The organism is Streptomyces sp. NPDC045967, assembly GCF_056430495.1.
On sequence record NZ_JBWKLE010000013.1, the window covers coordinates 73,813 to 90,756 of the forward strand.

Sequence of the window (16,944 nt, forward strand, 5' to 3'; positions counted from 1 at the left end):
GGTTCGAACGACCCGACCCGACGGGTCCAGCGTTCAGACCCGGCGCAGTGCGCAGCGGCCGGCGAAGCGCGCTGCGCCGCCCGACTCCATCTCGCTACGGATCAGTTGGTCGTACTTCGCCGTGCGGTCGGAACGGGAGAGCGAGCCGGTCTTGATCTGGCCGCAGCCGGTCGCCGGTTGGTGCAGAACACGTCGTCGCCGGTGAGCCGGCAGCGGTCGCCGACGCGGGCGGTCAACTCGCGCCAGCCGTCCAGGTCGCTCCGCCATCGGTCCTCGATGGAGGCCACGGGGTAGGCGTCGATGAGACCGATGTCCGTGCCGGGACGGTAGCCGGTGCGCTCGATGGCGGCCATCACGAAGTCGAGGGCTTCCTCGGCGGTGCGCAGCGCGGGGGCGAAGCCGCCTTCGTCGCCGACGCCGGTGGAGTGCCCGGCGGCCAGCAGATCGCGGCGCAGGGTGGGGAAGACCTCGCTGCCCATGCGGACGGTTTCGGCGAAGGTGTCCGCGCCCAGGGGCGCGATCATGAATTCCTGGAAGTCCAGCGGGTTTTCGGCGTGCGCGCCGCCGTTGACGATGTTCATCATCGGCAACGGCAGACGGTGGGCGCCGGCTCCGCCGAGGAAGCGGTAGAGGGGCAGGCGGTGGGCCGCGGCGGCGGCCTTGGCGGCGGGGAGGGAGACGCCGAGGACCGCGTCCGCGCCGAGCCGGGACTTCGTGGAGGTGCCGTCGAGCTCGATCAGGGCGGCGTCGAGACCTGCCTGGTCCGCCGCGGCCCGGCCGCGCACGGACGTCGCGATCTCGCCGTTGACATGGGCCACGGCGCGGTCGACGCCCTTGCCGTGCCGGCGCGTGGGGTCCGCGTCGCGCAGCTGTACGGCCTCCCTGCACGGGAGGCCGCGTGCAGTGGCCCGCACGGGCCGGCGGGGGGCATGGACCGCGGCGCTGCGGGAAGTCGCACCTCATGAAGATGCCGACTGCCCTGCGTAAACACGATGACCGGCTTACACGTCGCGTCGCCGCCTGGGAATCGGGCTGGGCGCGGAAGGTGCTGCCGCCGGTCGAGGAGGCCGCCGAGCATACGAAGCTGTGGTGGGCGGCGGCCGCCGTCATGGCCGCGGGGGGCGGCTGGCGGGGGCGCCGGGCCGCGGTCGCGGGTATCGGCAGCATGGCGGTGGCGGAGGTCCTGTCCAACGCGGTCGCCAAGAAGTTGATCGAGCGGCGGCGGCCTCCCAAGGAGTGGATCCCCCACCACGACGTCGAGGAGCGGCCCGACAGCTCTTCCTTCCCGTCCGGTCACACCGCCGCCGCCGTCGCCTTCACCGCTGCCGTCGCTCCGGGCTGGCCCGTCGCCGCGGCCGCCTGCGCCCTGCCGGCCGTTCTGGTGGGAATCCAACGGGTCCACAGCGGCGCGCACTACCCGTCCGATGTCGCAGCCGGCACCGTCATCGGCTTGGCTTCCGCCGCACTCGTCCGCGCAGCACCCCGAAGACTGCTCCGCCGATGGCTGCGTGCGGCGTGGTGACCCAGCGGCGAGCGCGGGATCCGGTCCGAAGATCAGCCGCGGCGGGTCTTGCGCCAGCCGAAGGGGCCGGGCAGGTCCACCGAGGTGGTGCGGCGCCCGGTGCTGCTGTGGGTGCGGCGGGGTCCGTACTTTCCGCCCCCGGTGGTGATCGACCACGACTTTCGGTTGATGTTGAGCCGGACGCCGGGCAGGATCCTGAAGCTCTTGCGGAATGTCAGCGGCATGGCGTCTCCTCGGTGCGCACAGTGCCCGTTGCCCAACTCCTTTGAGCTGCGGGCTGGTTGACACACGTATGTCCGGCGCCGCCTGTTCCATGCGCGGACGGATGTCCCTGGCCCCGCACCCCATGGGCCGGGCGTCTGTCACGGCGGGCGGAGGGCATGGCCGAGTTCCGGCCAGGGGCAGGGCCGCCGTCGTGAGCCCACCGCCGGCGGCCACCAGGGCGGCGAGGCCGCGGATGTCACGGTCCGCGTAAGCGAGTTGGGGACCGAAGCCGTCACTTCGGGCGACAGCGCGCAGGTGGGCGAGGGGAACGGCGGCGTCGGGAGCGTCGATCCATCGGGCGGCAGCGAGGTCGGGCAGCCGCAGCCCGAGCCGTGGCTCGGGCGCGCACCTGAGCCCGGGCGACTGGCCGAAGCGGATCGGTCAGCCAGGAGGAGGACCGGCCGGTGGCGCCGCGCGTCCGCCGTCGCCGTGGGGTGGGTCAGGTGTCCGTGATCGGGAAGAAGGCCTCGGCGCCCGTGAGCGCCAGCAGGCTGCGGAACTGCGGGCGGGGGGCGCGCAGGACGATCCGCCTGCCGTGTTGCTCCGCCGTGTGCCGGGCCTCGAGGAAGGCGTTGAGGCCCGAGGAGTCGCAGAAGGAGAGCTCGGCGAGGTCGACGATGATCTCTTCCGGACTGCCCGGCTGGGTGATCGCGGCGTGCAGGGCATCGATGAGCATGGGGGCCCGGTCGATGTCCATCTCTCCGCCGACGTGTACGACGAGTCGCTGGTCATCGCCATGTGCCCCCGGCGTGGGGGCGCGGTCTTCTTGATCGCCCATACCGCCTACTATGCGGCACGCCGGCCGCGAGGGGTACACGCGGGCGGGAACGCGGGCGACCCGGAATTCGTGCCTCAGCCATGCACAGCCCTCGCAGGAATGAACCGAACACCCCCTCGCGGGCGTCGTGACGGTCAGCAGCACGGGCAGGGGCTTCTGTCACCTGCCAGGCGGAGGGAACCGGCGGAAGGATGTCATGGAGGAGCAGACCGCTTCGGCGCGGGTTCTACAGGCCGGCGGCCTCACCTGCGCGGCCGCGAGGGACGCAGTCCGCGACGCCCTCGGCGCGTTGCGGGTGCCCGACGGGTGGACCCCGGAGCGGTGGCGCCAGGACGGGTGGGACGAGGACGGGCGGGGTCAGGACGCGTGGGTCCAGGACGTGCTGACCGTGGTGACCGAGCTGGTCTCCAACGCCCGCCGGCATGCCGGTGGCGTCTCCGGCTTCCAGGTCGGCGTCCGGGGCCGCGCGGTCACCGTGCACGTCTCGGACCGCTCCCCCCGACCGCCCCTGGCCCACCCCTGGGCCCCCGATCGGCCCGGCGGATTCGGGTGGCGGCTGGTCCACGCGCTGGCCGACACCGTCGACGTCCACGTCCATCACGGCGGCAAGACGGTCGTCGCCACGTTCACCCCGCCCCGGCGCGCCCCCCGCTGATCAGTCGGTCGCCGCACCCGGCCCTGGGGACCGCACCCGTGCCGAGCGTTTCCGCTCAGGCCGCGCACGCGCACCGCACGTCGGTGGCGCCGGACCACACAGCGGGCCCGGGACCGGTCAGCCGGTCCCGGGCCCGTCACCTGCGGCGTGCGGCTATACGGGGGGACGACCCGCGCCGGGGGTGTCCCGCACCTCGGCGGCGGTGTCCCGGCCCACCCGGCGCAGCTCTTCGGTGGTCTCCTGGCCTGCGTTCTGCGCGTGTTCGGTCGTCGTCGACACGGCCTCCTGCGCAGTGCCCTTCACCGTCTGGACCGCGTCCGTCACCGGGCCTTCCATCTCCTGCCGGACCTCCTGGGCGGCCTGGAGGGCAGTCTGCTTGACCGGCTCGAGCAGCTCGTCGGAGTGCTCCCGCAGCTGCTGCCCCGCCCGCTCCTCGGCCGCGGTGGTCGGCAGGAGGGCGGCCGCCAGCATGCCGGCGCCGAAAGCCATCAGTCCGGCGGCCAGCGGGCTGCCCTGCGTCTGCCGCTTGATCTGGGCCGGGGCCTGCTGGACCGTCTCCTGCACGGTGCCGCCCACCTCCTTGGCCGTTTCCGTCACGCTGTCCGCAGCCTGGTGCAGGCTCCCGGAGGTGCCCTGCGCCGCGTCCTGTGCCGTGCCCATCACACGCTCCTTCACTCCGCTCATGCGATCGCGCACCGAGTCGACCTTCCGGCGCGCCACCCTGCTTGGGGTCAACCGGTCCGCGAGGAGGTCGACGTTGCGCGCCAGATGCGCACGCCGGTACTCCAGGTCGCTCCTCAGCCCGTCGGGTGTCGTGCCCATCGTGCGTCCTCCTTCAGGTTCTCCACGGTCTGTTCGGGTTTGAGGTTGACGGTGCGCAGGCGGCTGCGGCCGGTCACATACAGCACCGCGCCCACCACGGCCCACAGGGCGGTGACGATCAGGGCCGCCCACGCCGGGTCCATGACGTTGGCCAGGGCGAAGACGACGGTCAGACTGCCGAACAGGAGCACGATGTGCCCCGCGTAGCCCGCCCCACCGAGCATCCCGAACGCCTTGCCGGCCTTCGTGGACTCCTGCTTGATCTCGGCCTTCGCCAGCTCGATCTCGTCCCGCACGAGTTGGGACAGGTCCTGGCCGATCTCACCGATGAGGTCCCCGATGGACGGCTCCGGTGCCGTCGCCGACGGGGGCGGCACGGGCGCCGTCGGACGTTCGTGGGAGGAGATGGCCATGCTCAGAAACCTCCCCCGGACTGCGGACGGTCGACGGAGGGCGGCGAGGCGGCCGGGGGGTAGGCCGGCGGCGCCGGCGTCACGTGCGGGGGCTGCGACTGCCCGTAGGTGTCAAGGGGGTCCGCGTAACCGGAGGGAATGCCGCTCCGCTGGGGCACGGGCGGCGCCACGGCCGTCGTGTCGCCGGCCCCCGGCCCGGTGGCCGGAGTGCCGGCCGCGTCGGGGCGGGCGATGGCGCGGTCGGCGGAAGGGCCGCCGGTGGTCTCCGACGAGGACGCCGCGCTGAGGCTCTTGCCGGCCCGCGCGACGACGAACCCGGCGAGCGCCGCGCCCGCGAGGAAGACGCCCGGACGGCGGCGGGCGAACCCCTGCAGGTCGCTGATCAGACCGTCGGGGCCGCGCTGCTCCACGCGGGAGGCCACCTGGTGCCCGCCGTCGGCTATCTGACGAGCCACGTCCGCCATCACGGAGTCGGGCTTGCCGTTCTCGCCCATCTCCCGCAGCTCCTGCGAGAGGCGGCGCACGTTCTCCGCCAGGCGCCGGGTCTGCGTCTCCGCCTGCCCGGTCAGCTGGGTACGCAGTTCACCGACCAGGTCCCGGGCTTGCGCGGTGGCCTCGCCGACCACATGGGCCGCCTGTTCCTTTGCCGTACCGCCCACCTCGGCGGCCTTCCCACCCACCAGCGACGCGCTCTCGCCGGCCTTGTCCTGAACCGTGTGTGCTACGGCCGCGGTCCTGCTCTCCTCCGCGCGGCTCGCATCCTGGAAGTCACTCAAGGCTCCTCCTCGATGAATGGCGTGTGGACGTTGCAGAGGGCACCTGCCCTGGTTTCGGCGCCTCACCCGTGCACGGCCCAGATGACCCGCCGGGGACGCGGCCGCCCGTCCGGTCAGGCCCCCGGACCAGCGGCGGGAGGACCGCATCGGATTCCGAACGCCCTCGCGAAGCCATGGCCAGAGCTCTGCGGGGACGGGCGCGGGAGGAGGAGCGCGTACCGCTCGTCGCTCGTCCCGCCGTGCACGTTTGCCGCTCGTCAGCCGGGCAGACGGCCCCGAGGAGGTGGTTCCTTGTGCCGAGGTGGCGCAACGTCCCGGAAAGGGTGAGCGCGGCGGCTGCCGATGCCGCCGCCTACGTGTGGCGGGGGGTGCGGACCCCGGGAAGCGAGCGGGACGACCTGCTGCTGGGAGCGAAGACGGTGGTCGCGGCCATGGTGGCGTGGACACTGGCCCGCTTCTTCCTGCCGCCGGCCGTGGCGACGTTCGCCCCGTTCACGGTCATGGTGGCGCTGCAGGCGACCCTGTACCGCTCGCTGCGCGACTGCGCCCAGTACGCCCTGGCCATGTCGGTCGGCGCGACGCTGGCCGCCACCCTGGCGGCCACCGCCGGCATCCACGCCTGGACCTTCGGTCTCCTCACCCTGGCCGCGCTCTGGCTCGGCCGCGTCGGACGGCTGGGCCGGCAGGGCAACCAGGTGGCGGTCGTGGGGTTCTTCGCGTTCTCCTCCGGACAGGGCCGGATCGAATACATCGGGCACCTGGCGGCCTCCGTGGCCATAGGCGCCGTCTGCGGACTCGCGGCCCACGTCATCCTGGCTCCCGCCCGCCACGCCCGCCATCGGCAGACGGACGTCGCGGGTCTCTACGCGGAGACGAGCGAACGGATCAACGGCCTCGCCGACACCCTCGAGGAGGCCACGCCCGACCCGGGCCGCGTCCGGCAGTGGCGACGCGACTGGCGACGCCTGTCCCAGGACTGCGACACCCTGCACCAGGGCATCGAGGCGGAGGAGGAGAACAGCCGCCTCAATCCCCGCCGCAGCTTCGAGGGCGCCTCGCAGGCCCTCCCCCGGACGCGCGAGGCCCTCACGATCGCCCAGCGCTCGCTCGACCACCTGCGCTCCCTCACGCGCACAGTGGACTACGCCGTCGACAGCCGGGAAATCGACAACCTGCCGGCGTCCTTCCGCAGTGGGTACGCCTGCGTGCTGAGGACCTCGGCCGGTGCGATGGAGGAGATCGGACAGCCGTCCCGGACCGACGACGACCGCCTCGCCGCCATGATCGAGGACGCGACCTCCGTACTGGACCGGATCCAGGAGGACTACCTGACGCATCCGGAAGGCCGGTCCGTGGCGCCGACGCTGCAGGGCACCCTGCTCACCGACGCCGCCCGCCTCCTGGACGAGCTCCGGTCGGGCGCGCACGCGCTCAGCCACGCGTGAGCCGCGGCGGGACGGGGGCCCGTACCCGCCGTGCCGCAGCCGCCCGGGGCCGGGGCTGCCGATCGCCGGTCACGGCGGCGACTCGGCCCAGCTCTCAGGGCCGACACCCCGCCACTCCACGAGCGAGGGGTCGGCCAGGTCGAGCTCCTCGGGGTTCTCCATCCCGGCAGCGGCCAGGAACGCGTGGATGTCGCTCGGACGGTGAGCCACGCCGATGGCGGTCCCGTCCCACCGGACCCTGCGCCACCCGTTCTCGTCGGGCGGATAGATGACCAATCGTGGTGACGTCATGGCTCCACCCTCAGCCCCCGGGACACCGCGCGCTAACGGAGCCCTGCCGATGAGTGACGCGCTACGTCAGCACCCACCGCCCAGGGGTAGGTGTCCACTTCCTCGGGGTGCAGGACACACGGCTCGGGGAGTTCGTGTTCCCACCGCAGCAGCGGCATCTCGGGGGGCGCGGTCAGGAAGCGTTCGGCGTGCCCGGTCTCCGCTGCGTGTCGCCACCTCAGGTGGTGGCGGCGCTCGAAGTGGCGCCCGTGGGTGAGCGGGCAACGGAAGAACTGCACCAGGTCCGCTCCATCGGGCCCGGTGGCCAGGCCCGGGATGTCCCGGCGGAAGAACTGCGCAAGCGCCGCAAAAGGCACCGGCCCGCCGTCGTCAGGCGTTCCGGTGGCGGTCCAGGGCCGACTTTTCGGCCACACTCCCGCGGCTCGGGCGCCGCGTATGTCGTCGGGGGCATAACCTTCCGTCACCGACGCGTGAGGCTCGTGGCAGAGCGGCCACGGTTCGTCTTCCGGCCAGAGCAGAGGACCACCGACATGGCTGTCGCGCATGCCGGGCCGGCCCGGCCGGGGGTGCAGCCGGGTCGTCCGGGCCCGGTAGGCGGCCAGCTCCGGGAACACGGCCTCCACGGACACGGGTCTGGCCGGCGTCGTTCTCGTCATGGACGGACGGGTAGTCAGCCCTGGCTACGTCATGCGAACGCATGGCCGTGGCCCGAGGACATGGAGAAGGACGGAAAAGAGTGAACCTGCCGCATGCCCGCATCGTGCCGACGGTCGGAACCTTCTGCGGGGGTGCGGCGCTCGGCGCGCTCGGCGCCCTCTCCGGGAAAGGTGCCGGCCCGATCTTCCACGTCATCAGCGTGGTGTTCAGCGGGGGTTGGTCGTGGGCGTGTTTCGCCTTCCTGGTGGGATGTGCCCGCCCGTCGAAGGCGGAGGCTTCGTGGCTGGCCTCTTCGGCGCTGGCCGTCGGCGTGATCGTCTACTACCTGCTCAAGTACGTGAGCCCGGTGACACCGGTCGGCGTGACCTTGTCCGGCCACCAGACCGGAGGGAGTCCCTGGTCGGGAATCGCGCTCTGGGGCATGGCCGCTTTCGTGTTCGGTGCCCCGATGGGGCTCTTCGGGAACCTGGCCGCGACTCCTGGTGTCGGCGGCCTCCCCTTCCGTCTGCTCGTTCCCCTGATCGCCTTCTACGAGACGTACTGGCGTTTGCGCGTCGAAGCGGCCTCTGCGGGAGCCGTCGCCGAGGGCACGTGGCGGACCCTCCAGGTCCTGGCTGTCCTCACCGCCGTGGTTCTCGTGGGGCACACGCTGTGGCGGTGGCGCACCCGGCACGACGAATCCGTCCGGCAGACCGGGCAGCGAGCGGCCGTGGCCGACCACGACGGTCAGTAGGCCCCGAACGACCAGAACACGCCCACTTCCTCGGCGGACACCGCGATCACGCCCAGGTCCTCCAAGATATCCACGCCTCCGACGTACGCGGAGGTGTGGAAATCGTGGGACCGGGTTCCTCGCAGGCCCGCTGCGAGGAAGTCCGGGGCCGGGTCGGAGGCGGCTGCCGTCGCGTTGGTCCAGTAGCTCGCGGCGGGCCCGAACCGGTCGAGCAGGGTCCGGGCGTCGGCCAGCACGGCGCCCAGGTCCGGCCGGGAGCGGACGGGCCGGGGCTCCGACTGCCACTCCTCGGCCATGATGGCGACTGCGGCAACGGCGGCCTCCGCCTCCAGGGGGTGAAGGCTCCGGGCCAGTTCCGACGGCTCCGGGGGGTCGAAGGGGTACAGGGGCAGCGTGTGCCGGGTGGCGTTGAGGCGGTCCCCGTCCAGCCGGACCCACCCCCGGGGGTCGGCGACCGACCGGTTCAGTACGGCACGGAAGTCATGCGCCCAGTCGGGGTGTTGCCGAGGGCCGACAGCCACGAAGGTGTACGTGTCATCGAGCAGCCGCAGTGCCGCCGCGTTCCAGGGGCAGCGGCGCATGCGGAACTCCGCCAGCACGGTTCCGGCGTGGAGTCGGAAGTCGGCCTTCGGTTCGCGGGGGATGTCCCGCAGCCGGTCGAGGGCCCACGCGACGAGCCCGTCCCCGGTGAGGTGGACCCCTCGGACCGGTTCTCCGGGAGGGGCGTCGTCCGTTCCGTCCCACAGCGCTTCCAGGTGTGCATCGAACTGGTCCAAGGCAGCGGAGCGGTCACGGGACGACGGGGGCATGGAGGCACCGTAACAAGCCGACGCATGCTCGATGGAGACGCTGGTTTCGTACGCGTCGATCGCGGGGGTGCGGGGAGCCGCGCCCCCCGTGACGAGCACATCCTTTGCCTCAGCCCACAGTCGCGGCTAAGGTTTCTCGCGTGACTGCCGGGTCGGCCATGGGCCATGCACGAGTGAGGCTCCCGGCCTCGGCGTGAGCACGAGGCGGGCAAGAGCCCCGCCTTCTTCCGGGTTTTCTCTGCTCGGCGCCCCACCGCGGCGCCTCATCCAGCGAATTCAGCCCCGGAGGCACCACCCCATGCAGAACCAAAGCCAGCACCATGACGCGTACGAGTACGAGTTCGAGTACCAGTCCCGGACGCCGGCCACCGCAGTCCAGCTGAACCACACCGTCGTCCATGCCACCGACCGGCAGCTGTCGGCCGAATTCCTGGCCGTACTGCTCGGGTTGCAGGTCGGGGCTCCGTTCGGGCCCTTCCTGCCCGTGGACCTCGGCAACGGCGTGACACTGGACTACTACGAGAAGCGCGACGAACCGATCCAGTCGCAGCACTACGCGTTCCTGGTGCCGGACGGGCAGTTCGACGCGGTGATCGCCCGTCTGGAGGCGGTCGGGGTGACGTACTACGCCGACCCCGGCCACACCGAGCCCGGTCACATCAACCGCCTGTTCGGCGGTCGCGGTGCGTACTTCGACGATCCGGACGGTCACAACATGGAGGTCATCACCCGGCCGTACGCCCGCCCCTGACCGGTCGCGTACGGCAACCGCGTGCCGAACGGTCGGCGAGGACCTCCCGTGCGGCCCGGGTGCCCGAGGCCAGTGCCCCTTGCACCGAGCCGGTCGCACGGTGGTCCCCGCACACGTACCGCCCGGGGCTGTGCCGTGTCGTGCGGCTCAGCGGCCAGGGCGGTGCCATGGCGGGCAGTGCGTGCGCGACCGTGCGGGCGGCGACAAGCTGCCAGTCGGCGGTGTCCGCCGCGTACGCCTCGGCCAGCGCCTCCCGCAGGGAGGGCTCCCGGCCCGGCCGGTCGGCCCCCAGCACGGAAGTGGAGACCAGCGCCGTTCCCCGCGGGGCGTAGCTGGGAGCCACCTCGCTGAGGACGCAGGTGTTGAGGAACTCGTACCTGGCGTCGATCAGCAGCAAGGGTTCACGCAGGGGGGAGCTCGTGGTGGCGTGGTGGTACGTCGTGACCGTGCGGCCGTCGGGTACGTCGAGGCCGGGCAGCAGGCGGGCGGCGGCGGGAGCGGCCGTGGCCACGACCACGGCGCGGGCGGGGAGTTCGGAGCCGTCCTCGAGGAGGACGCCGTCCTCCTCGAGGACGGCCACGGGTGTTTCGAGCCTCAGCGTGCCGGGTTCTAGGGACGCGGCGAGTCGGGCGGGCACGGCGCCGATGCCCTCGGCGGGCAGACACAGGCTGCCGCGCACCATGCTCCGCCAAACGAAGTGGAAGAAGCGGGCGGACGTCTCGAGTTCGTCCTCCAGGAACACGCCCGAGAGGAACGGCCTGAGCAGTTCGTCGATCACCGCCGTGGAGAGGCCGAGCGCCTGCAGGGCGGACGCCGTCGTGCGGTCGGGTCGCCGCTTGAGGGTCTTCGGCGGCAGCAGGGCGTCGCGGGCGGTGAGCGCTGCGAGCCCGAGCAGGTCGCGGGGTCCGAGGTACCGCCCGGGCAGCAGCGCTGCGGCGGAGCGCGGATCTCGCGTCGGGTCGGTGATCCGCACCGGCCCGGCGGGGGTGTTCACGAGGAGACCGGGCGTGAAGGGGCGCAGGCGCAGTCCCCGGAGGTCGAGCCGCCTTTTGACCTGCGGGTAGGACGTGTTGAACACCTGGAAGCCGCGGTCGAGGAGGAAGCCGTCCTGCCGGTCGGTCCGCATGCGCCCGCCCACCTGGTCGGACGCCTCGAGGAGCTGGACGTCCAGCCCCGCCCGGGACAGGTCGATGGCACAGGCCAGGCCGGCGAGCCCGGCGCCCACGACGACGGTGTCAGGGGTGGTGGGCCGCATCGATGTCATCCTCATCGCCTCGCCGGGCCTTCGGCGCGGTGGTTCATCGGGCTCCGCTCCCGCTGCCGAGGTCCTGTCCCTCCGCTCGGCGGAGTCGCCGTTCGGGGCACGCGGTGGCCGCGTGGTCGGCGGCGGACCGTTGCTTGCGTTCCATGCTCCCCTTTCACCATGACCGCGTCCACCGGATGCACCTGTAGGCCCCGGCCGGTATCGCGTCTACACTTTCGGCCTCGGGGGCGGCGGCATGGCCGTCATCGGTGCCCCCTCGTTCCTGGTGAAGCCGGAGTACGCCGATGTCCGCTCTTGAGTTCGGTTACCCGGTGATGCCGGGCGTGGCCTTGGACACCCCCGGTGTGGAGGAAGTGCTCCGCCGACGCGAGCGGGGACTGCGGTGGGGCGTGCTGGCGTCCGTGGTGGAGGGCGCGCTGCTCGTCGGTGTCCTGGCGGCCCGCGGGCCGTCCTCGCCGGAATCGGTGGCAGCTCTCGCCGTACTGCTCCCGCTGCTGGCGGTGACCGCGGGGCTGACGCTGCTGTGGCGCAGGGCGCGACGCAAGGAGCGCCGTGTCCTGGCGACGTACGGGTGGCAGGTGTGGCCCTGCGCGGGCCGGAGCGTGCGGGTGGTGTCGGCCGAGGGAGAGCGTGCGGGAGGACGACGGTGGGCGAACGAGGACCGGATCGTGCTGCTCGGGCCCGACGGGCAGAGTCACTGCTCCTTCCCGCCGCCGGGTGAGGGCTGGGACGGACCGCGCGTGCCGCAACCGGCGCACCAGGCCGACCGGGTGTGGTTCGCCGGGGACACGCGATTCGGCGGCATGCTCGCCCTGCCGGGCGGCATGCCGTTCCGCTACGTGACCCGCTCCCGGCCGAGCGACCGGCGGGCCTCGGCAACCGAGGACGAGTTGGCCCGCGAAGCCGGACTGCTGCGGCGGCGCTGACGGGAGTCGACAACGCAGGCCGCCCCCCTTGTGCCAGGCTTCTGCGACCCCCCGGCGCAGGTGGGCCGGGATGCCGTGCGCACGCCACGAGGTGAGTTGCGTAGGCCGCCGTCCGGGGGGTAAACGCGGCGTACTGCCAGCCAGTCGAGGAGGTTGCGCATGCCCGCGCGCCGAAGCTCAGCCCACGCCGCGCAGATCCGGACCGGCTCGCTGCTGGGTGACCGATACCGGCTCCAGGCCCTCATAGGCTCCGGGGGGACGGCCGATGTGTACCGGGCCCTCGACCAGGTCCTGCGGCGCGAGGTCGCGGTCAAGGTCTTCCGGCCGGACGCAGACGCCGTCACGGACGAACGCTTCTGCGACGAGGCGCAGATACTGGCGCGGCTCTCCCACCGCGCCCTGGTCACCGTGTACGACACCGGCCGCGCCGGGGGCGGGTCCTACATCGTCACGGAGTTGATACCCGGCACCACCTTGCGGACGCGGATCAGTGCCGGCCCCCTCGCCCCCGTCCATGTGATCCGGCTCGGCGCGGAGATCGCGTCCGCTCTCGACCACGTGCACGCGCACGGCATCATCCACCGGGACATCAAACCGTCCAACATCCTCCTCGGGGACGACGGTTCGCCCTTCCTCGCCGACTTCGGGCTCTCCCGGCCGGTCGGCGACCACACGCGCAGCGAGCAGGACACGCTCGTCGGGACCCTCCCCTACATGGCCCCCGAACAGCTCCTCGGTCAGGGGGCGGGCACGGCCAGCGACGTCTATGCGCTGGGCCTGACGCTGCTGGAGGCACTCACCGGCGTCCGCGAGTACCTGGGAACGCCGGTCGAGGTGGGGGTCGCCCCGCTGCTGCGTGCGCCGCAGGTGCCCGAGCATCTGCCGGCTGCTCTGGTACGCCTGTTGAAGGCGATGACCGATCAGGACCCGCGGGCCCGGCCCGACGCCGCCCGGATACACCTGACCCTTCGGACCGTCGACGCGGCGCCGGCTGCGGGCGCGGCGACGAGCGCGGGCACGGCGGCGCCGGACCCGGGCACGGCGCTGGGCACGGTGCCGGTGCCGCCGCGTGCCGCCGCCCCCCTGACGCCGATCACGGACACCCACCGGGCACCCGCCCCCCTGCATCGGGCGCCGAGCCTTCTCGCGGGCAGGAGGCGTCGGCCCCGGAGCCGTACGGCCGAGATGGGCCTGATGGCGGCAGGTGTGACCGGTGCGGCCCTGCTGCTCGTAGGGGCGACCGCCTCGCCCCTCGCATCCCCCGGCAGTCGCTCGACGACGCCCGAGGCGGCTGCGCGCCCCTCGCCCCCGCCCGAGACGCCGCAGACGCCCGAGACGCCGCAGACGCCCGCGGCGCCCGCGGCGCCCGCGGACCAGCCCGTACCGGTGAGTGCGACCTCGCGCCCCGCTGCACCGGCGGAAACGGACTCCGACCGCCCCTCCTCGGCCTCCCCCGCCCGCTGGGCTCCGACGGAAGGCCGGCGACCGCCCGGCAAGGACAAGGAGCGCGAGGTGAAGGGCGAAGGGAAGAAGCGGCGCAAGTAGCGCCCGCGTCGGCGGGGGCCCGCGGGCGGCGGCCGTCCGGGGCCGAGTGCTCCCGGTGCGCCACCGCCGTGCATGGCGGTCTCCGCGATGGGTATCACGTGTCCGGTACGGAAGTGACACGCAAACCATGGAGCGACGAGGGGTGCAGGAGTGATTCGAAAGCTGCAGGCGATCGCGCTGGACTGCGCGGATCCCGAACGACTCGCGCAGTTCTATGCCGACCTGCTCGGTGGCCGGGTGGTGGCGGATCCGAAGGATCCCGACTGGGTCGAGGTGCACGGATTCGAGGGAACGGCGCTGGCGTGCCAGCGGGTGGAGGGCTACCGACCGCCCCAGTGGCCCGGCCAGGAGCATCCGCAGCAGGTCCATCTGGACTTCGACGTGGACGATCTCGATGCGGACGAAGAGCGGGCGCTCGCGCTCGGCGCGACCGTGCTCGAGCGGACCGACCAGGTCCGCCCGGACGCCAACTGGCGGGTCTACGCGGACCCGGCCGGCCACCCCTTCTGCCTCTGCCTCCATTGATACAGGGGGTGAGCGGCCGGTGGGCGCCGAGCGGACGGGGCGGGGGCCACCGGCTCCGGCGCACGCACCGGTCGTGTTTGGTGGCGCCAAAGGTGACCTCGTTGTCCCCACCGACTCGCGGTGTAGGAGGATGGCGGGGTGACCGGAAACGAAGCGGTCGTCACGACGACCATCGATCGAAGCGCGGCAGTCGTCAGCCCGCGCGGAGGCACGGACCCCCAGAGCGCACCCGCCCGCGCCGGTAGGGCGCTCCGGGGTGGTGCGGCGGCTGTGCGAGGTCGCCTGGTCCGCTTCCCCGCCGATGCCGTGAACACCCCGGCACCGGCGGCCGACTCGGCCGTGGTGCCCGGGCAGCGGCCCGCCCGCCCGCCGGAGTCCGCGGCCGCCGCCCGCGACCGGGTCGGAGAGGTCCTGCTGCGGGCCGGCGTCGGCCTCGACGGCGTCACCGCCTCGGACGCCCTGCTGGTCACCTCGGAGCTCGTCACCAACGCGATCCGCCACGGGGGCGGCGTCACCGTCTTCCGGGCCGAGGCCGCCGACGGCGTCCTGCGCCTGTCGGTCGGCGACGGCAGCCCCCTGCTCCCGGTCTCCCGGACGGGTACGGCCGAGCGCCCCGGCGGCTACGGGTGGCCGCTGGTGCAGCGCCTCGCGGAACGCGTGGACTGCCGGACGGGCCCCGGCGGCAAGACGGTCACCGCCGTCCTGCGCCTGGGCTGACTCCCCCGCGCCCCCCGTCTCCTCCGCCCCTCCAGCGGCTCACAGGAAACGGCGCAGCGGCTGCACCGAGAGCTCCCTCGCGCGCTGCAGGACCGATCGGCGCATCCAGCGTTGTGCGGCGATCCGCGTACTGGCCTCGAGGTCCTGGTCGTAGTGCTCGTCGAGGGTCCGGGTGAAGTCCGGGTCCATCACGGCGAGCATGACCTCCTCGTCGTGGTCGAGCGAGCGGCGGTTGAAGTTCGTCGAGCCGATGAGGGAGACCACGCCGTCCATGGTGATGATCTTGGCGTGCATCATCGTCGGCTGGTACTGGTAGATGCGCACACCTGCGGCGGTCAGCGTCTCGTAGTGGTGCTGCCCCGCCAGTTGGCACACCCGCTTGTCGGTGTGCGGGCCGGGCAGCAGGATCTCGACCGTGACGCCGCGCCGGGAGGTGGCGGCCAGCAGCTCGACGAAGTACTCGTCGGGCGCGAAGTAGGCGGTCGCCAGGCGCACGCGCTCCTCCGCCGATTCGAGGATCACCCGGATCAGGGTCTGCATGTCCTGCCAGCCGAAGGCGGCCGACCCGCGGACCACCTGGATGACGGCGGAGCCGGCGGGCTCGTGCTCCACGAAGCGGTCGCGTGCATCGAAGAGTTCGGGGTGGCATTCCGCCCAGTTCTGGGCGAAGGCCGCGGCGACCCCGTCGACGGCCGGGCCGCGGACCTCGGCGTGGGTGTCGCGCCACTCGTTCGGGTTGCGTGCGTCACCGCACCATTCCTCGGCGATGCCCACTCCCCCGGTGAAGGCGGTCTGCTCGTCGACGACCAGGACCTTGCGGTGGCAGCGGTGGTTCTGCTTGAGCGGGGAGAGGAACACGGGTCTGCGGAACCAGGCGATGTCCACCCCGGCCGCGCTCATCCGGTCCAGCAGTTCCTTCTCGATCAGCCGGCTGCCGAACCCGTCCAGGAGCAGCCTCACCCGCACTCCGTCGGCGGCGCGCTCGGCCAGCGCTTCGGCGAACCGGCGGGCGATGTCGCCCTTCCAGTACACGAAGGTCATCATGTCGATGGTGTGGCGGGCGGAGCCGATGGCGTCCAGCATGGCGGCGAATATCTCGTCGCCGTTGCGCAGCGGGCGTACGGAGTTGCCCTCGGTCGCGGCGATGCCGATCAGCCGCTCCAGGCGGCGTCGGATGCGGCGGATGCGCTCGTCCGGTGAGCCGGCGGGGGCGGCGTCCGCCCGGGATCCGGCTCCGTCTCCGCTTCGGGACGCGTCCCTTCGGGCGGCTTCGGTGCCGGTGACGGCGGTGGGGGTGGTGTCGGTCGTCATGACGGTGCTCCTTGGCTGAGGACGGGCGGATCGGACGGATACGGGTCGGGCTGCCGCCCGTCGGCCTCCCCGGGGGGGGAGGCGCCTCACGCTCCGTCCGGGGGACGTCCGACGGCGACGCCGCGTGCCCGGTGGGCGCCGGTCCCGGCCGCCGGTCTGTCCTCCTCCGGTGTGGTCATGCGAGTCCCCTCCCTTGCGCACGCCGAGGTCCCCGACCCGTACGGATCGGGGACCTCGACGGATGCCGAACAGTGTCCGAGTGCCCGTATGGCCGGAAATCCGTCGTCGCAAACGTCCGGGGGCTCAGCCGCGGCGGGGCGGGATGATCATGGTCGTGGCCTCGGCCACGCTGGGCGCGGCGCCGAACGCCCGGTCGGCGCCGGTGATCTCCAGGACGCGGGCCAGGCGGGGCGGCACCGTCCCCGCGAGGATCACCGGCCGGTCCAGGGCCGGCTGCAGCATGATGCTGAGCGCGATCGAGTCGACGAAGGTGACCTCGGCGACGTCCAGAACGAACCGGGTGACACCGGGTGCCCGGGGGTCCATGGCGATCCGCAGCGGGGCCACGGTGTCCATGTCGAACTCCCCCGCCATCACCACGATGCGGACGTCCCCGTCCGATCGCGTCTCGACGCGGCTGCGTGCCGCGGGGCCTTGCGTTTCCTTGTTCATGCCCGTCTTCCCCACGTTCTTCCACCCTGCTCCGGTCCGCCCCGTTCCGGCGTGCCCTGCTCCGGCCC

At 72.8% G+C, this 16,944-nt stretch carries 19 protein-coding genes and 1 pseudogene; 9 read left to right on the top strand and 11 right to left on the bottom strand.

All coding sequences use genetic code 11. From position 1 onward, the window contains the following. Window positions 1-33 precede the first annotated feature (33 nt). Window positions 34-884: pseudogene (locus tag AC07FY_RS23475) on the bottom strand (phosphopyruvate hydratase family protein); the annotation flags it as partial. A 77-nt stretch (window positions 885-961) separates the two neighbouring features. Between AC07FY_RS23475 and AC07FY_RS23480 the strand changes: the two are divergent. Beyond that, the gene (locus AC07FY_RS23480) at window positions 962-1,522 is read left to right on the top strand and encodes a phosphatase PAP2 family protein (RefSeq protein WP_479009209.1); all 561 of its coding nucleotides are present in this window, start codon (window positions 962-964) and stop codon (window positions 1,520-1,522) included. A 32-nt stretch (window positions 1,523-1,554) separates the two neighbouring features. Here AC07FY_RS23480 and AC07FY_RS23485 read toward each other — a convergent pair whose 3' ends face one another. After that, window positions 1,555-1,746, bottom strand: a complete 192-nt coding sequence (locus AC07FY_RS23485; RefSeq protein WP_479009211.1) for a DUF4236 domain-containing protein — start codon at window positions 1,744-1,746, stop codon at window positions 1,555-1,557. A gap of 479 nt (window positions 1,747-2,225) precedes the next feature. Then, window positions 2,226-2,564 carry an STAS domain-containing protein gene (locus tag AC07FY_RS23490; RefSeq protein WP_479009213.1) on the bottom strand — a complete coding sequence of 113 codons (339 nt, stop codon included), beginning with the start codon at window positions 2,562-2,564 and terminating at the stop codon, window positions 2,226-2,228. Between the two features lie 196 nt (window positions 2,565-2,760). Here AC07FY_RS23490 and AC07FY_RS23495 point away from each other — a divergent pair, with 196 nt between their 5' ends. Beyond that, window positions 2,761-3,219, top strand: a complete 459-nt coding sequence (locus AC07FY_RS23495; protein ID WP_479009215.1) for an ATP-binding protein — start codon at window positions 2,761-2,763, stop codon at window positions 3,217-3,219. Window positions 3,220-3,372: 153 nt separating this feature from the next. Here the strand turns inward: AC07FY_RS23495 and AC07FY_RS23500 are convergent, their stop codons facing one another. From AC07FY_RS23500 to AC07FY_RS23510, 3 genes are read right to left on the bottom strand one after another with little or no spacing between them, the layout of a single operon-like run. Next, a complete protein-coding gene (locus AC07FY_RS23500) occupies window positions 3,373-4,041 on the bottom strand; it encodes a DUF3618 domain-containing protein (RefSeq protein WP_479009217.1) in 669 nt (222 codons plus the stop codon). After that, window positions 4,017-4,454 carry a phage holin family protein gene (locus AC07FY_RS23505; protein ID WP_479009218.1) on the bottom strand — a complete coding sequence of 146 codons (438 nt, stop codon included), beginning with the start codon at window positions 4,452-4,454 and terminating at the stop codon, window positions 4,017-4,019. The genes AC07FY_RS23500 and AC07FY_RS23505 overlap by 25 nt, the downstream gene beginning before the upstream one ends. Window positions 4,455-4,456: 2 nt before the next feature. Continuing rightward, on the bottom strand, window positions 4,457-5,230 hold the full coding sequence (locus tag AC07FY_RS23510; RefSeq protein ID WP_479009220.1) for a hypothetical protein: 774 nt from the start codon (window positions 5,228-5,230) through the stop codon (window positions 4,457-4,459). Between the two features lie 323 nt (window positions 5,231-5,553). Between AC07FY_RS23510 and AC07FY_RS23515 the strand changes: the two genes are divergently transcribed. Continuing rightward, window positions 5,554-6,675: an FUSC family protein gene (locus tag AC07FY_RS23515; protein ID WP_479009222.1), complete on the top strand. Its 1,122-nt coding sequence runs from the start codon at window positions 5,554-5,556 to the stop codon at window positions 6,673-6,675. A 69-nt stretch (window positions 6,676-6,744) separates the two neighbouring features. Here AC07FY_RS23515 and AC07FY_RS23520 read toward each other — a convergent pair whose 3' ends face one another. Beyond that, entirely contained in the window at window positions 6,745-6,966 is a 222-nt protein-coding gene (locus tag AC07FY_RS23520) for a hypothetical protein (protein WP_479009223.1), read from the bottom strand. A gap of 736 nt (window positions 6,967-7,702) precedes the next feature. On the opposite strand from AC07FY_RS23520, the gene AC07FY_RS23525 reads away from it, so the two are divergent. Next, window positions 7,703-8,356 (top strand): hypothetical protein, encoded by a 654-nt coding sequence (locus tag AC07FY_RS23525; RefSeq protein WP_479009225.1) that lies wholly within the window; start codon window positions 7,703-7,705, stop codon window positions 8,354-8,356. Here AC07FY_RS23525 and AC07FY_RS23530 read toward each other — a convergent pair. Beyond that, the gene (locus AC07FY_RS23530) at window positions 8,350-9,165 is read right to left on the bottom strand and encodes a hypothetical protein (protein WP_479009227.1); all 816 of its coding nucleotides are present in this window, start codon (window positions 9,163-9,165) and stop codon (window positions 8,350-8,352) included. The two genes, AC07FY_RS23525 and AC07FY_RS23530, sit on opposite strands and share 7 nt — an antisense overlap. 298 nt (window positions 9,166-9,463) lie before the next feature. On the opposite strand from AC07FY_RS23530, the gene AC07FY_RS23535 reads away from it, so the two are divergent. Beyond that, entirely contained in the window at window positions 9,464-9,916 is a 453-nt protein-coding gene (locus AC07FY_RS23535; protein ID WP_479009229.1) for a VOC family protein, read from the top strand. Here the strand turns inward: AC07FY_RS23535 and AC07FY_RS23540 are convergent. Then, a complete protein-coding gene (locus tag AC07FY_RS23540) occupies window positions 9,891-11,180 on the bottom strand; it encodes an NAD(P)/FAD-dependent oxidoreductase (RefSeq protein WP_479009231.1) in 1,290 nt (429 codons plus the stop codon). The genes AC07FY_RS23535 and AC07FY_RS23540 overlap by 26 nt on opposite strands. A gap of 284 nt (window positions 11,181-11,464) precedes the next feature. Between AC07FY_RS23540 and AC07FY_RS23545 the strand changes: the two genes are divergently transcribed. The 4 genes from AC07FY_RS23545 (at window position 11,465) to AC07FY_RS23560 (ending at window position 14,893) form a co-directional block, all read left to right on the top strand. Then, a complete protein-coding gene (locus AC07FY_RS23545; protein ID WP_479009233.1) occupies window positions 11,465-12,106 on the top strand; it encodes a hypothetical protein in 642 nt (213 codons plus the stop codon). 159 nt (window positions 12,107-12,265) lie between these two features. Then, a complete protein-coding gene (locus AC07FY_RS23550; RefSeq protein WP_479009235.1) occupies window positions 12,266-13,651 on the top strand; it encodes a serine/threonine-protein kinase in 1,386 nt (461 codons plus the stop codon). Between the two features lie 150 nt (window positions 13,652-13,801). Next, a complete protein-coding gene (locus AC07FY_RS23555; protein WP_479009237.1) occupies window positions 13,802-14,176 on the top strand; it encodes a VOC family protein in 375 nt (124 codons plus the stop codon). A 270-nt stretch (window positions 14,177-14,446) separates the two neighbouring features. Beyond that, on the top strand, window positions 14,447-14,893 hold the full coding sequence (locus AC07FY_RS23560) for an ATP-binding protein (RefSeq protein ID WP_479009239.1): 447 nt from the start codon (window positions 14,447-14,449) through the stop codon (window positions 14,891-14,893). Window positions 14,894-14,932: 39 nt separating this feature from the next. Here the strand turns inward: AC07FY_RS23560 and AC07FY_RS23565 are convergent, their stop codons facing one another. Further along, complete coding sequence (locus AC07FY_RS23565; RefSeq protein ID WP_479009241.1) at window positions 14,933-16,204, bottom strand: phospholipase D-like domain-containing protein; 1,272 nt, start codon at window positions 16,202-16,204, stop codon at window positions 14,933-14,935. Window positions 16,205-16,507: 303 nt separating this feature from the next. Next, window positions 16,508-16,876, bottom strand: coding sequence for an STAS domain-containing protein (locus tag AC07FY_RS23570; protein ID WP_479009243.1), 369 nt, complete (start codon window positions 16,874-16,876; stop codon window positions 16,508-16,510). Window positions 16,877-16,944 lie beyond the last annotated feature (68 nt).